Here is a 14,975-nt window from a genome sequence, read left to right as displayed (position 1 = left end):
ATGAATTACAAAAAGAAAACAGCGGTATTACTAGGTGTGTCGATCGTGACGCTGGTATTGGTTTATTTCTTAAGCATTAAGAAAACTATCGATTTACGCAGCGAGCTACAAGTGCTGCGCAAAGAGAAAAATGCGGTTGATAGAGTGTCAGAAGAGTTTCGATTTCAACAAGTAAAATCGATTACTATCGATTCACTATTGGCAAAACAGAACATTTCATTAAACAATTCATTCCAGCAAATTGTTTTAAAAAAAGTTACGCAGTATAAGAAAGCTGGCAATGCTTTTCAAATTGTGGCAATGGACGTTCCTTTATCCGTAAAGCAGGGGGAGGTAGCCGTAATGTTATACCCGCTTACCGTTCAAGGTGATTTTAATCAACTGCTAGGTGTTTTGGATTACGTAGAGTCGCAAGGATTGGCTGAGATAGTACATTTTTCGTTTTATAAGAAGAAGAACTACAGCACGCGTAAAGACTATCTTTACCTTAAATTGTACCTCAAAAAATTAGTAAAAAACAATTAGAGCAACGAGTTTTGAATTGCTTGGAAAAAATGTTTTTTATAGGTGTCTCCAATAGGGAAATTTTTGCCATTCTGTAAATACACAGTTTGACTGTCAGTTTTAGCGATGTGTGCCATACTTACGATATACGATTTGTGCACTTTTATAAACTGATTATTGGGCAATTGTTGCTCGTAGTGTTTTAGTGTGTTATAAGTAATAATTTGATGCTGCTCTAAACCGATGGCAACGTAGTTTTTTAGACTTTCGATATAGTGGATATCTTGAATATTGACCTGCTCAAAATTGTTTTTACCGTCGGTTTTAACAAAAATACGACGCGTATCTTGCGCTGCCATTTTTGACCTTGCCGGTGTTTTAACTTTTAATACCGCTTGATAAAAACGTTCAAATTCAAATGGCTTTAAGAGGTAATCGGTAGCGTTGAGTTCGTAGCTTTCAATGGCGAACTGAGGATATGCAGTAGTGAAAATTACAGCAGTTTCTGAGGGCATTAGTTTTGAGAGCTGAATACCGGTGATGGTCGGCATTTGAATATCGAGTAACACGATATCGAAAAATTCTCTTTCCAAATAAGTCAGTGCTTCGATTGGATTGGTGGTACTAGCCGCAGTTTCCAAAAAGGGTACTTTTTGCACATAAGATTGAAGTAATCGCAAAGCCGGAGCTTCATCATCGATTAGCAAACAGCGTAAAGTTTTCATCATCGGTAGGTTTTAAGAGGTATTTTTAGGTAAGCGCTGAAAATTTGCCCGTCATTGCTATGGGTAAATGTGTACTGGTCGTACAACAGTGACAAGCGTGTTTCTAGGTTCTGACGGCCAATTCCCTTACTGGAGTAATGGTCAACTTCCGCGATCTTATTACGCGTTCGCACTACGAGTTCACTGGCTGAAATAGCAATCGATATGCTGGCAGGATGATGAGGATCATTTAAAATTCCGTGTTTGGCCATGTTTTCTACAAAGTGAATTAAGCAAAGACTCGGTACAAGTTGGTCGCCAACAGTTCCAGTGATGTCTAGCGTCAGGTAAAAATTGTCTTCAAATCGCTTTTCGTAAAAATAAATATAATCTTGAATAAATTTGAGCTCTTTGTGTAGCGGCATATAGTCTTCCTGAGCTTCATAGGTGACGTAACGAAGGAATTCCGAAAGTTTGTAAATACCTTTAGCGGTTTCGGGTTGTTTGTCAGCTAATTCGGCGTAAAATACATGTAGCGTATTGAAAAGGAAATGAGGTTCGAGTTGCATTTTTAATGCGTCTAAGTTGGCTTTTTGCTTTTCTAATTGCAGTTCGTGTATTTTTTGGGTGTTTTTTAAATAAACAAATAACAAATAAATAAAGGTACTGAACAATACAATTTTTAAACTGAAATAGGAATTGTCAAAAATATAGTACCAAAAGGCTCTCGATCGTTCAGAGTAATTGTGGAATCCTCCTATTTGATAAATGATAACCTCTTCAAGTAGGTAGCGTACCCCTGCAAAGATGATAAAAAGAGAAAGCTGACCAACAACAAACAAAGGAATGTTCTTTTTCTTAAGTGTATTGGGACAAATAAATCCGACATTAATCCAGTAAACACTGAAAAAGCTAAGGTAGAAAGTAACCTTGTACAAAACTCCTACAGGCTCGATACGTTGGAAAAAATTGGGCCCGCCAGTGACGTACATCCTAAAGAAATCCATAGTCATTATTAGTAGGGCAAAGCCCAGGTGGTAGGGGGCGGTACTTTTTTTGAAATTCATACCTCAAAGGTAGGTAAAATGGGGTGTTAGCGGGAAATTTCTGTAGCAACGAGGCATTTTATAGGACGAACTAGGGATTTCGTACAACAAAAATGAAGGATACTGAGTTTCTAATGACTGGTCTTTTTACTATGACCGTTGGTGTAATAGGCACGAAAGCCAGGAACGAAGCCCGTAGTTTTGAGCCGAACCATAAATCCAATTAAGTTATGAGAGTTTTAATAAGTACTGTGTTATTTTTTTTGTTCCAAGTAGTTTGCTGTTTCGGACAAGAAAAAGAAATAGAAAACCATTTTAAAAACGTGAAAACGTCGCGTTTGTTTATGTTAGGGACTTTTCATTTTGCGAATCCAGGGCTCGACAGTTACAAGCCCAAGCACACCGTAGATATTTTTTCAGAAAAGAGGCAAAAGGAGCTCGATTCCTTGCTGATGGTTATTGAACACTACGCCCCTACGAAGATTGCCGTTGAGTGGCCAGCGCACAGGCAGTCAAAGCTCGATTCGTTGTATACAGCTTATCTAAAAGGAGAATTTGAGTTAAAATCGAACGAAGTTTTTCAAATTGGTTTTCGCTTAGCTAAGCGATTGAAACATACAAAAATATACGCGATTGATGCTCCTGCACGTGGATTTAAATCAGGCTTGACCGATGAAGAACACCGAAAAAAGAAGGAGGCCTATGTTGCAGCGGCGGGAAAGGAAGCATTAGCGCGAGAGTTAGCACTTAACAAGGCGTATTATAGCTTGTACGACCACGGTGATCGTTTAAAAGCAAGTACGAGCTTACTAAAGTATTTTCGAATAATGAATCACCCTGCAGTTGTCCAGAATAGTCATGGGCATTATTTAATCGGTAATTTTAAGATGGGAAATCCTGAAAAAAAGGAGTACTACGGTGCGGATCAGGCTATTTGGTGGTACAGTAGAAACCTGCGTATTTTTCAAAACATACTTCGCCTTCACGAACCGGGAAAAGACAAAGTGTTTGTTTTGATAGGAGCAGGGCATCTTCCCATACTCAACTTTTTAGCAAGTTCGTCCGTCGATTTCCGATGTACTAGCTTAGAAGCGCAAATACAGCGATAAAAAAAACCACGCTCAGCGTGGTTTTTTTAAATCTTATAAGTGAATCACTTCGTCGTAAGCATCAGCAACGGCTTCCATTACTGCCTCACTCATGGTTGGGTGAGGGTGAATTGCTTTTAATACTTCGTGACCTGTAGTTTCTAACTTACGGGCAACAACTGCTTCTGCAATCATATCTGTTACACCGGCACCGATCATATGGCATCCTAACCACTCACCGTACTTTGCGTCAAAAATAACTTTTACAAATCCATCAGGAGTTCCTGCTGCCTTTGCTTTACCAGAAGCAGAGAATGGGAACTTACCTACTTTGATATCGTAACCTTGCTCTTTAGCCTTTTCTTCTGTCAATCCAACAGAAGCAATCTCAGGAGTTGCATAAGTACATCCTGGAATATTACCGTAGTCGATGGTTTCCGTGTGTACTCCTGCAATTTTCTCTACACAGGTAATTCCTTCAGCAGAAGCTACGTGTGCTAAAGCTGGACCAGGAGTAACATCTCCAATAGCGTAATAACCTGGGATATTTGTTTGGTAGTAATCGTTAACGAGGATCTTATCACGATCCGTAATGATACCTACATCTTCTAATCCAATATTTTCGATATTGGTTTTGATCCCTACTGCTGACAACACGATGTCAGCTTCGAGTACTTCCACACCTTTTTTAGTCTTTACAGTAGCTTTCACTCCTTCACCTGAGGTATCAACAGATTCAACAGCAGAGTTTGTCATCACTTTGATTCCTGCCTTTTTGAAAGAACGCTCCATTTGTTTTGAAACATCTTTGTCTTCAACAGGTACGATGTTTGGCATGTATTCTACGATGGTAACATCCGTTCCCATAGAATTGTAGAAGTGAGCGAATTCCACTCCAATAGCTCCAGAACCTACTACAATCATCGATTTTGGTTGACTTGGTAAGGTCATAGCCTCGCGGTAACCAATTACTTTTTTACCGTCTTGTGGTAAGTTTGGCAATTCGCGTGAGCGAGCACCAGTAGCAATAATAATATGATCAGCACTGTATTCAGTAACCTTTCCGTCTTTATCAGCAACCGCTACTTTTTTACCTGTTTTAATGGTACCGTATCCGTCAATGATATCAATTTTATTCTTCTTCATCAAAAACTGAACACCTTTGCTCATTCCTTCAGCAACACCACGACTACGCTTGATAACCGCGTCAAAATCTTTGTCAATAGCCTCAGCTTTTAAACCGTACTCATCAACATGCTTTAAATAATCGTAAACTTGGGCAGATTTTAATAATGCTTTGGTTGGGATACATCCCCAGTTCAAGCAAATACCTCCTAAGCTTTCCTTTTCAACTACCGCCGTTTTAAAACCTAACTGAGAGGCTCTAATAGCAGTTACATATCCTCCAGGACCACTTCCAATTACTAGTACGTCGTATTTCATGTTTTAGTTGTTTATTCTTGTGTTAATATTACATGCGTTCGGGAACTTGGATACCAAGTAAACTGAATGCTGATTTGATAATTTCGGCTACCTTTTTAGATAACTGAACTCTAAATATTTTTTTGTTTAAATCCTCTTCTCCTAAGATCGAAACATTCTGATAAAACGAATTAAATTCTTTTACCAAGTCGTAGGTGTAATTCGCAACGACGGCAGGTGAATAGTTTTGCGCAGCTTGTTTAATGACCTCAGGGAAGTTTTCCATTTGCTTAACCAATTCCTTTTCTTTGCTGTGCATATCGATAGCGCTCACAGGGCTACTGTGATCAAAATCAGCCTTGCGCAGTATTGATTGGATACGAGCATAGGTATACTGTACAAACGGTCCGGTGTTTCCTTGGAAATCAACAGATGCTTGTGGATCGAATAAGATTCGTTTTTTAGGGTCTACCTTTAAGATAAAGTATTTTAAAGCTCCTAAACCAATAATTTTGTACAGCTCGTTCTTTTCTTCTTGGCTATAGCCTTCTAATTTTCCTAATTCTTGAGAAATCTCACCAGCAGTACTTGCCATTTCATCCATAAGGTCGTCAGCATCTACAACAGTTCCTTCACGTGATTTCATTTTCCCAGAAGGAAGGTCAACCATCCCGTAGCTCAAGTGATACAATTGGTCAGCCCAAGCATAGCCTAATTTTTTAAGGATGAGGAAAAGTACTTTAAAGTGGTAATCTTGTTCGTTTCCTACGGTATATACCATTCCGTTCAGATCGGTAAAATCTTTGGAACGTTGAATGGCTGTACCGATGTCTTGAGTCATATAAACGGCGGTTCCGTCAGAACGCAAAACGAGTTTTTCATCAAGTCCATCTTCAGTGAGGTCACACCAAACAGATCCGTCGTCTTTTTTGAAAAATACACCATTTTTTAGGCCTTCTTCAATGACGTCCTTACCGAGCAAATACGTATTGCTCTCGTAATAGAGTTTGTCGAAATCTACCCCGATATTTTTATAGGTTACATCGAATCCTTCGTAAACCCAATTGTTCATCATTTCCCAAAGTGCCACAACTTCACTGTCACCAGCTTCCCACTTACGAAGCATTTCTTGAGCTTCTAAAAATAGGGGAGCCTGTTTTTTGGCGTCTTCTTCGGTGCTACCTTGAGCACATAAGGCTTCGATTTCTTTTTTGTATTCTTTGTCGAATTTTACGTAGTAGTTTCCTACTAATTTATCTCCTTTTAGTCCGGTAGACTCAGGAGTTTCACCATTTCCAAATCGCTTCCATGCCAACATCGACTTACAGATGTGGATTCCACGGTCGTTGATGATTTGAGTTTTGTATACCTTATGACCAGCGGCTTTTAAAATTTCAGATACAGCATATCCCAAAAGCACATTTCGAACGTGTCCTAAGTGTAACGGTTTGTTGGTATTTGGTGATGAGTACTCGACCATACGAGCATCCAAGCTATCTGGGGCATCGTAACCGAAGGTATCGTTTGCTGCAATAGCATTAAATGAACGCAAATAAAACGCGTCTGAAACAACGAGGTTTAAAAATCCTTTTACTACGTTGTAACTGGTGATTTCGTCGAGTTGTTCAACTAAATATGCTCCCAGCTCTTCACCAATCTGAACGGGATTTCCTTTTTTGTACCGCAACATAGGAAAAACTACGATGGTTACATCTCCTTCAAAATCTTTACGGGTTGCTTGGAATTCAACGCTTGGAATTTCAACGTTGTACAAGGCTAAAAATCCTTCTTTTACTTTGGCTTCTAGTATGGTTTGAATATTCATTAGTTGAGTAAATTGAGCCGCAAAATTACATAAATTATTTGGATGATATTTAAACTGATTCTAACATTTTAGTTAGCTACTTTTGCAGTGTTGCCAAACGCGTTTTTTTAACGATTAAAAAAGCGAGTTGTAGAACTGTAGTAACCGTTTGGCTTTTAGTGAATTTGTAAAGAATGTACGGTGGATAAGGATTTAGAGAATTTAAAGAAATTGGCCAAAGAGGCATACCCAGAAAATAAGAAGTATTTTCAAAAACTAAAAAAGAGAACCCCAAAACGCTTGGATTTGGTAATGCAGGAGATTCATGAGGAAGAGTTTGATCGAACGGATTGTTTGAGCTGTGGCAATTGCTGTAAAACGACGAGTCCTATGTTCACGTACAAAGATATTGAACGCATTGCTAAATTTTTAAAAATGAAGGTCGCAGACTTTGTTGCCCAGTATTTGCGTATTGATGAAGATGATTATCACGTGCTGCAGTCAGCTCCTTGTCCTTTTTTAGACGAGCGTGATAATTCGTGTTATATTTATGACGTACGCCCGAAGGCCTGTGCCGAGTACCCTCACACCAACCGAAAGAAGTTTATTCAGTTGACCAACATAACCTTAAAAAATACGGAAGTGTGCCCAGCTACCTACCGTATGATTGAAGAGCTAAAGAAACGATTACCAACAAAGTAATTGTAATATATATAATAATGATAGTGTTTTTATTGAGATAATTTTTTTCTATATTTAAGCAAAATTTTAACTCTTGGAAACACTCATCAATTATTTCGAAACGATTCCTTCTACGCATAGAAGTCTTATATTGGTAGGAGGGATTACTTTTTTCTGGCTCTTGGAAAGTGCAGTACCTCTCTTTAAGTTCAAGTACAATAAATGGAAACACGCTTGGCCCAATTTGTTTTTTACAGGTACTACGGTAATCATCAATTTCGTGCTCGCATTCTTGCTTTTACAAACTTCCAGATGGGTCGTTGCCAACGATTTCGGACTTATTAATTGGTTACCAGCAATGCCTTTGTGGCTATATGTATTGTTAGGTTTGTTGTTGTTAGATTTTTTTGGAGCCTATTTGGCACATCTCGTAGAACATAGAATTAAACCGCTTTGGATGGTGCATTTAGTACACCATTCAGATCATAAAGTCGACACGACTACAGCCAATAGGCATCATCCTATAGAAAGCGTGATCCGATTTACATTTACTTTAGTCGGAGTTTTTTTGGTAGGAACTCCTATAGGAATCATTATGTTGTATCAGTCCATGTCACTCGTATTTACGCAGTTGACTCATGCCAATGTCAAAATGCCTAAAAAACTTGATAAATTGATGAGTTATGTATTGGTGTCACCCGATATGCACAAGGTACATCATCACAATTTATTGCCCTATACCGACAGCAATTTCGGAAACATCTTTTCTATCTGGGATAGGATGTTTGGTACCTATATGGAGCTGGACAGAGAAAAAATTGTGTACGGAGTTGATACCTTTCCCGATGAAGTCAAAAATAGTGATTTAAAAGAACTATTGAAGCAACCCTTTCAAGGATACCGATCTCCAACAAATTTAGAGGAGCTCAGAAAAGTGAACAATTAACTGTTAAGTAGGGCAAGCAAGTGTCTGCCTCTAGCCATACAAGCCTTGTTTTCGTGAATTAAAGAACTAGCAATTAAATGCTTTAATTCAGGATGTACCCATGCTCTGTGTTTTCCTAGTTCGTACAGGCTGGTCATGGTATAGGCTTTTACAGCGGCCTTGTGTTGGCCCAGTAACCAATCAAATCCCGTAGTAATGATAAGGTCTATATGTGAATCTTTCAGGCTTGTCTTTGTGAGGTTCTGTTTTTTTGCATTGTAGGCTTTTGCTAGTTGCTCGCAGATTTTTGCGCAGGGTCTTACCGCACTGTCAAACTGTAATTGATGGAGTTGCGTACAGAAGATATCTAAATGCGGAAGTAAGTAATCAAGGTCGTGATGAGTACAAATCCATTCTAACACCCAAGCCGCTTTTATGGAGCGTTTATGGTTGACTTCAAAAGTCATCGCAATCAATTCCTCTAAGAGTTCTGGTGATTCCAGCACAATATTTGCAGCTTTATTTCGATTTACTCTTGCAGCATTCTGTATGTCATCAAGTACAGAAGTTAAAAAATTAGTACTCATTTGGTATGGTTTGTGTAACTTTGAATTTATAACGATAAAATAAATATGATAAATATAAGAAGGATACTATTAGTATCATCCTTGTTTACAGTGTTTTTTATCACGGAGGGGATGGGACAAAAGATCAATCAGTTTGATCAGAATGGAAAACGTACAGGAATATGGAAAAAGACCTATGAAAATGGCACTGTTCGATATACAGGACAGTTTAAAAATGGAAAGGAAGTAGGTGTTTTTAAATTTTATAGCAGAACTGCGCCAAAAATCCCTGCGGCTATTAAAGAGTATACTGTGGCAAACGACACGGCTAAGGTTTCTTTTTTCAACGGAACAGGGAAGCTGACTAGCAAAGGGTTTCTTTTGGGAAAAAAGCGCGTCGGAAAATGGACTTTTTACGCTGCTGATGGCAGAAAAGTTTCAGAAGAACAGTACCGTGATGGCCAGCTTGATGGACCTACAGTTATTTTTTATCCCAATGGGAAGGTAACTGAAAAAACCTTTTATAAAGCAGGACAGAAGCACGGGAATTCTAAAATTTATACCGATGCTGGAGTCCTTTTAGAAGATGTGAATTACCGCAATGGTAAACTCGACGGTAAAGGAACCTATTACAATTTAAAAGGGCAACTCAAGGAACGAGGAAATTACAAAGAAGGGAAACGCATTGGAAAATGGGAATTTTATATGGATGGAGAGCTATCCAAGAAGAAAAAAGAACGTTTGTCTGACTACGGAAAATAAACGATGATCGATGTATAAGCTACTTTTTAAGTAGCTTTTTTTTTTGAAACAAGGACAATACTCTTTATACGATTTCTCGCCTGATGTCACAGGTGGTAAAATGGTTATCAATTTCCTTTATAGGCACATTAGTACTTTCCATAGTAAGAACGAAAAGTTATTCGTAATTTTGCAGTTCAAATTAGTAAAATGAAAAGAGTAGTAGTAGGACTTTCTGGAGGAGTAGATAGCAGTGTTACCGCTTATTTACTCAAAGAACAGGGATATGAAGTAATCGGTTTGTTTATGAAAAACTGGCACGATGACTCTGTGACTATTTCGGATGAATGTCCTTGGTTAGAAGACAGCAACGATGCCATGATTGTGGCGGAAAAATTAGGAATCCCATTTCAGACAGTAGATTTGAGTGCGCAATACAAGGAGCGCATTGTGGACTATATGTTTAACGAATACGAAAAAGGGAGAACTCCAAATCCGGATGTGCTGTGTAATCGCGAAATTAAATTCGACGTATTTATGGATATCGCGTTGAGTTTAGGAGCAGATTATGTAGCTACAGGACATTATTGTCGAAAATCAGAAGAAGTGATAGACGGTAAAAAGGTGTACAAATTATTGGCAGGAAAAGACGGCAATAAAGATCAGTCTTATTTCTTGTGTCAACTGTCACAAGAACAACTGTCAAAAGCACTGTTTCCGGTGGGAGAGCTCTTAAAGCCAGAAGTGAGAGCAATTGCCAAGGAAGCCGATTTAATAACAGCCGATAAAAAAGACTCGCAAGGTCTGTGCTTTATTGGTAAGGTTCGTTTGCCTGACTTTTTACAACAGAAATTACAACCTAAAAAAGGAAAAATCATACAGGTTCCAGCCGATCATTTAGGCTACCAAATTCCTGAACCCAACTTTGATTCCAAAGCTGAAGAGTTGGCATTTAAAGCACAAAAATACGTGTACAAGCCAACTGATGGTAAGGTGGTAGGAGAGCATCAAGGTGCGCATTATTTTACCAAAGGACAACGCAAAGGCCTTGCCGTAGGTGGAACTAAGGAGCCTTTATTTGTCATTGAGACTGATGTTGAGGATAATGTGATTTATACCGGTGAAGGAAAAAATCATCAAGGATTGTATCGAAAAGTATTGCTCGTTAAAGATGAGGAAGTACATTGGGTTCGAGAGGATTTAAAGTTAGCCGTAGGAGAAACCATGGAAGTCATGGCCAGAATTCGCTACCGCCAAGCTTTAGAGAAGGCAACACTATACCAAACAAACGAAGGACTGTACGTGGCTTTTGATAACAATCAATCGGCTATTCAGGAAGGACAATTTGTAGCTTGGTACAAAAATGAAGAACTTTTAGGCTCAGGAGTCATAAGTTAACCTGTGTTAATAAATAATGCGTAAAAAGTAGTAATTTAGTGGTTATGAAAAAATTACTACTAGTTTACGCATTACTTCAATCTGTCATTGGAGTCGCTCAAGAAGAAGATGCTTGGGTTTATTTTAAAGACAAACCTCAGTCGGCAACTTTTTTAGCCAACCCAACAACCATGTTAACCCAGCGATCGCTCGATCGAAGAACCAAGCAAAAAATTGCTTTGGACGAAAAAGACGTACCTGTCGATGCCAATTATTACAGCCAACTTAAAAATGTAAGCGGACTGACCTTAGTCGCCAAATCGAGATGGTTAAACGCGGTTCATGTTCGCGGTACCAAAGCCGTTATCGATGGTGTGAAAACCAGTTTAAATTTTGTGCAAAGCATTGAGTTTGCCAATAAGTCGCTGAATAAGCCTGGAGGAAAATCGAGAACGGTAAAGCATGTAAAGCGTCCGAACAAGTTTTCGGAGATACAAGTAGATTTTGATTACGGAATAGCCAATACCCAAGTGAGTATGATTAAAGCGAACTTTCTACACAAAGAAGGTTTTACGGGCGAAGGGGTACATATGGCTGTCATCGATGCCGGTTTCCCTAATGTAAATACACTTGCAGGATTTAAGAGGTTACGCGATGCCAATAAAATTTTAGGAGGCTATGACTTTGTGAATAGAAGTAACAATTTTTATACTGGACACAGTCATGGTACGCACGTATTGTCGGATATTGCCGGATATGTCGACAAGTCGTTTGTCGGGACAGCTCCTGACGCTTCTTTTTATTTGTTTATCACTGAAGATATCGCCAATGAAGGTCCTCATGAAGAGAGTTTATGGGTAGAGGCCGCAGAACGAGCAGACAGTTTAGGAGTCGATGTGATCAATACTTCATTAGGATACACGGAATTTGACAATACAGCCTACAATCACACCTATAGTGATATGGATGGGAAAACAGCCTTTATTTCACGAGGAGCGGAAATAGGAGTTTCTAGAGGAATGATTTTAGTAACCTCTGCAGGAAATGACGGAAATAAAAGATGGAAGTATGTTTCGGCGCCTGCCGATGCAAAATCAGTATTTACCATCGGAGCAGTAAGTGCTTCTAAAAGTATTGCCTCGTTTAGTTCTTTTGGTCCTACGGCTGATAATCGCGTAAAACCCGATGTTTTAGCTCATGGTCTCAGTGTATATGTGCTGGACTATATTTCAGGAAATACCAGAACAATTAACGGAACGTCCTTTTCATCACCGATTATGGCAGGAGCGGTAGCCTGTATGTGGCAAGCTTTTCCGAACAGAACGAATATGGAAATTATGGATATCATCCGTAAATCTGCCGATCGCTATACCAATCCTACTGCACAGTACGGGTATGGAATACCGGATTTAGAAAAGGCTTATAAAACGACCTTAGGGGTTACTTCAGTACAAGACAGAGATGCATTGCTAGTATACCCCAATCCTGTAACTACGCAGTTATTTGTAAAAAGCAAGCAAGTTAATGTCGATTACAGCATACGAAATGTGCTTGGAGCACTTGTGCAAAAAGGAGTGTTGAAAAATGAGTCTATCGGTATAGAAGAACTCCAGACTGGAGTGTATATTTTGGAATTGACGAGTAAAAATAATACCCAAAGTATTCGATTCGTTAAAGAATAAAAATTGTATTTTTACCCTATAACTTGGAGCTTTTCTCAGTAATTTTTTTGTTGAGAAAAGCTCTAACTAGTATAGATAGCTACATATGAACAGAATTACATCTTTATTTAATACCGAGTATCCCATAGTTCAAGGAGGGATGATTTGGGTTTCGGGATGGAAATTGGCAGCAGCCGTTTCTAATGCCGGTGGACTGGGGTTGATTGGTGCAGGATCGATGTATCCGGACGTATTACGTACCCATATTCAAAAATGTAAAAAAGCAACAGATAAACCTTTTGGGGTGAATGTACCAATGTTGTATCCTGATATTGAAAAAATAATGGACATCATCGTGGAGGAAGGAGTGAAAATTGTTTTTACCTCTGCTGGTAATCCGAAAACATGGACACAATTCTTAAAAGAAAAAGGTATTACGGTTGTACATGTGGTGAGTTCGGTAAAGTTTGCTTTAAAGGCAGAAGCTGCAGGTGTCGATGCCGTGGTTTGTGAAGGTTTTGAAGCCGGAGGACACAACGGACGCGAAGAAACGACTACGTTTACATTGATACCTATGGTAAAAGCTCAGGTGAAAATTCCCGTTATTGCTGCTGGAGGTATAGGTTCTGGTAAAGGGATGATGGCTGCCATGGTGCTAGGAGCCGACGGTGTTCAAATAGGAAGTAGATTTGCGGCGACAATAGAGTCTTCAGCACATGAGAATTTTAAAAATACCATTGTTGAAGTAAAGGATGGAGATACACAATTAACACTCAAAGAATTGGCTCCCGTACGTTTGGTCAAAAACAAATTTTTTCAGGATGTACAAATGCTGTACACCCAAAATCCGAGCGTAGATGATTTGAAAACGCTTCTAGGACGTGCGCGTGCTAAACGCGGAATGTTTGAAGGAGATTTGGATGAAGGAGAGTTAGAAATTGGACAAATAGCAGGAATCATCAATGAGATAAAGCCAGCCGGACAGGTGGTAAGGGAATTGATAGAGGAATTTAAAGCGGTTCAAATGCAAAACTTTTTGTAATAGAAAATAAAAAACACTAGTCATTGACTAGTGTTTTTCTTTTAGTGCAATTGTTGTTGAATAGCGATTGCTTTGTGGTAATTGTAGTGGTCACTACTCGACAGAATTTTGCGGAGCATTCGTTGGGTGTTTTCACGATCTTCAGTTGTTATATAAACGAGTAATTGATACCAATAACCTCTGGAACTTTCCAGGTGTTCCATGGCCGCTAAGCGCTTAAAACAAAGGAGCGCAGCGGGGTAGTTTTTAAGTTGTACTTCTGCGGCACCCTCGTACATTAAACTGTAAACAGAAGTGTTTTGCCTACTGAGATCAATTACCTGTTGATACAATTGATTTTGGTAAAGCTTTTCTATACTAATGAGTTGATTTTGAGTAGTTCCTTTTTCTATAAAAGAGGGTAGGTCGTGCCAATCACTGTGTTGATTGTAAATAGCTTCGTACTTGTTTGGAAGTACCGTAAGGGTAATGAGCAAGGCAATCGTTGCGGCAGCTGCAGTGGTGAAACCCCATAGTTTAAGTTGTTTTCTTTTCTTCCTTTGATGATACCTTTGTGCTGTTTTTTTGATCGACTTAGAAGATTTTTGTAGCTCGGCTGAATGTAATAGCTTATGGATGTTTTTTTGAGCTTCTAGCTCGAGGATATGGGTATGACTTCCCAAATTAGGATTGTTAAAACTGCGGTGGAACTCATAGGTGTCCAGGAGCTCAAGCCACAAGTCTGGTTGACGCTTACAGTGTACCTCAAAAGTACTCATTTCTGAGGGACTCATCTCTGAAAAGAGGTAGCGGTGTATATTTTCTGTTGGTGTTTCTTTCATGCCTTTAAGGGGGTTAGTGTCGATTTTTTTTGAGTATCTCCATGAGTTTCGTTTTGCATTTAAAAATTCGTTGCCGCACCGTATTGACGGTGCTGTAATTGAATTCCACTAGTAACTGTTCGTAGCTAGAACCACTAAAGTAACAGCCCAACAGGTTGCGACAATTGTCTGATAGTTGTTGGAATGCTTCTATGTACAATTCTTTTCGTTGGTGCTCTAACAAGGCATTACTGAGAGCTTCCTGTGTATGGACTAGTGTATCAGGAAGTTCATTTATTACCTCCTTTTTACTTATTTTCTTTGATTTTTTCCAAATGTTTTTACAAACAGTGAAAAAGTATCCCTCGAAGGAAACAATACGAACGGGTTTATTTTTAAAGAGAACGATAAGGTATAACAAGGCGTCGTGAAAAACATCGTCAACTTCGTTTGTATTCCCGCCATTTTTAAGTATGTAACGGCGGATTTTTTTATGGTATCGTTCGTAAATCTCTAGTGTTACTTTTTCATTCCCTGTTTTGAGGGCATGTATGTATTTTTCACTTTCTGTCATAGGTAGTTGGCTAGTCTCCCTAAAGTAAAAAATAATTGGG

15 protein-coding genes are annotated in these 14,975 nt (G+C 39.0%); 8 read left to right on the top strand and 7 right to left on the bottom strand.

Annotated elements, in window-relative coordinates; genetic code table 11:
• A complete protein-coding gene (locus tag ACXAG7_RS02725; protein ID WP_476665874.1) occupies positions 1–525 on the top strand; it encodes a hypothetical protein in 525 nt (174 codons plus the stop codon).
• On the opposite strand, the gene ACXAG7_RS02720 is transcribed toward ACXAG7_RS02725, so the two are convergent.
• Both ACXAG7_RS02720 and ACXAG7_RS02715 read right to left on the bottom strand, forming a co-directional pair.
• The gene (locus ACXAG7_RS02720) at positions 522–1,232 is read right to left on the bottom strand and encodes a LytR/AlgR family response regulator transcription factor (RefSeq protein WP_476665873.1); all 711 of its coding nucleotides are present in this window, start codon (positions 1,230–1,232) and stop codon (positions 522–524) included. The genes ACXAG7_RS02725 and ACXAG7_RS02720 overlap by 4 nt on opposite strands.
• Positions 1,229–2,275 carry a sensor histidine kinase gene (locus ACXAG7_RS02715; protein ID WP_476665872.1) on the bottom strand — a complete coding sequence of 349 codons (1,047 nt, stop codon included), beginning with the start codon at positions 2,273–2,275 and terminating at the stop codon, positions 1,229–1,231. Before ACXAG7_RS02715 ends, ACXAG7_RS02720 begins: the two co-directional genes overlap by 4 nt.
• Before the next feature lie 209 nt (positions 2,276–2,484).
• On the opposite strand from ACXAG7_RS02715, the gene ACXAG7_RS02710 reads away from it, so the two are divergent.
• The gene (locus ACXAG7_RS02710) at positions 2,485–3,363 is read left to right on the top strand and encodes a DUF5694 domain-containing protein (RefSeq protein WP_476665871.1); all 879 of its coding nucleotides are present in this window, start codon (positions 2,485–2,487) and stop codon (positions 3,361–3,363) included.
• A gap of 33 nt (positions 3,364–3,396) precedes the next feature.
• On the opposite strand, the gene lpdA is transcribed toward ACXAG7_RS02710, so the two are convergent.
• The gene (gene lpdA, locus ACXAG7_RS02705) at positions 3,397–4,785 is read right to left on the bottom strand and encodes a dihydrolipoyl dehydrogenase (protein WP_408043990.1); all 1,389 of its coding nucleotides are present in this window, start codon (positions 4,783–4,785) and stop codon (positions 3,397–3,399) included.
• Positions 4,786–4,813: 28 nt separating this feature from the next.
• Positions 4,814–6,589 (bottom strand): arginine--tRNA ligase, encoded by a 1,776-nt coding sequence (argS, locus tag ACXAG7_RS02700; RefSeq protein WP_476665870.1) that lies wholly within the window; start codon positions 6,587–6,589, stop codon positions 4,814–4,816.
• 180 nt (positions 6,590–6,769) lie between these two features.
• Here argS and ACXAG7_RS02695 point away from each other — a divergent pair, with 180 nt between their 5' ends.
• Positions 6,770–7,270, top strand: a complete 501-nt coding sequence (locus ACXAG7_RS02695) for a YkgJ family cysteine cluster protein (RefSeq protein ID WP_476665869.1) — start codon at positions 6,770–6,772, stop codon at positions 7,268–7,270.
• Positions 7,271–7,343: 73 nt separating this feature from the next.
• Entirely contained in the window at positions 7,344–8,195 is an 852-nt protein-coding gene (locus ACXAG7_RS02690; RefSeq protein ID WP_476665868.1) for a sterol desaturase family protein, read from the top strand.
• On the opposite strand, the gene ACXAG7_RS02685 is transcribed toward ACXAG7_RS02690, so the two are convergent.
• Complete coding sequence (locus tag ACXAG7_RS02685) at positions 8,192–8,761, bottom strand: adenylosuccinate lyase (RefSeq protein ID WP_476665867.1); 570 nt, start codon at positions 8,759–8,761, stop codon at positions 8,192–8,194. The two genes, ACXAG7_RS02690 and ACXAG7_RS02685, sit on opposite strands and share 4 nt — an antisense overlap.
• 45 nt (positions 8,762–8,806) lie before the next feature.
• On the opposite strand from ACXAG7_RS02685, the gene ACXAG7_RS02680 reads away from it, so the two are divergent.
• The 4 genes from ACXAG7_RS02680 to ACXAG7_RS02665 all read left to right on the top strand — a co-directional run bounded on the left by ACXAG7_RS02680 (position 8,807) and on the right by ACXAG7_RS02665 (position 13,561).
• Complete coding sequence (locus ACXAG7_RS02680) at positions 8,807–9,502, top strand: toxin-antitoxin system YwqK family antitoxin (protein WP_408043985.1); 696 nt, start codon at positions 8,807–8,809, stop codon at positions 9,500–9,502.
• Between the two features lie 180 nt (positions 9,503–9,682).
• Positions 9,683–10,879 carry a tRNA 2-thiouridine(34) synthase MnmA gene (gene mnmA / locus ACXAG7_RS02675; RefSeq protein WP_408044636.1) on the top strand — a complete coding sequence of 399 codons (1,197 nt, stop codon included), beginning with the start codon at positions 9,683–9,685 and terminating at the stop codon, positions 10,877–10,879.
• A 44-nt stretch (positions 10,880–10,923) separates the two neighbouring features.
• A complete protein-coding gene (locus tag ACXAG7_RS02670) occupies positions 10,924–12,540 on the top strand; it encodes a S8 family serine peptidase (RefSeq protein WP_408043984.1) in 1,617 nt (538 codons plus the stop codon).
• Between the two features lie 85 nt (positions 12,541–12,625).
• Positions 12,626–13,561 (top strand): NAD(P)H-dependent flavin oxidoreductase, encoded by a 936-nt coding sequence (locus ACXAG7_RS02665; RefSeq protein ID WP_476665866.1) that lies wholly within the window; start codon positions 12,626–12,628, stop codon positions 13,559–13,561.
• A 41-nt stretch (positions 13,562–13,602) separates the two neighbouring features.
• Here the strand turns inward: ACXAG7_RS02665 and ACXAG7_RS02660 are convergent, their stop codons facing one another.
• Positions 13,603–14,382: a hypothetical protein gene (locus tag ACXAG7_RS02660; protein WP_476665865.1), complete on the bottom strand. Its 780-nt coding sequence runs from the start codon at positions 14,380–14,382 to the stop codon at positions 13,603–13,605.
• 13 nt (positions 14,383–14,395) lie between these two features.
• Positions 14,396–14,935 carry an RNA polymerase sigma factor gene (locus ACXAG7_RS02655; RefSeq protein WP_476665864.1) on the bottom strand — a complete coding sequence of 180 codons (540 nt, stop codon included), beginning with the start codon at positions 14,933–14,935 and terminating at the stop codon, positions 14,396–14,398.
• Between the last annotated feature and the right edge of the window lie 40 nt (positions 14,936–14,975).

It is taken from the genome of Tenacibaculum sp. AWR4_210, from assembly GCF_056160945.1.
Note: the sequence above shows the minus strand (reverse complement) of the source record. Positions and strands in the feature narration are given on the sequence as shown.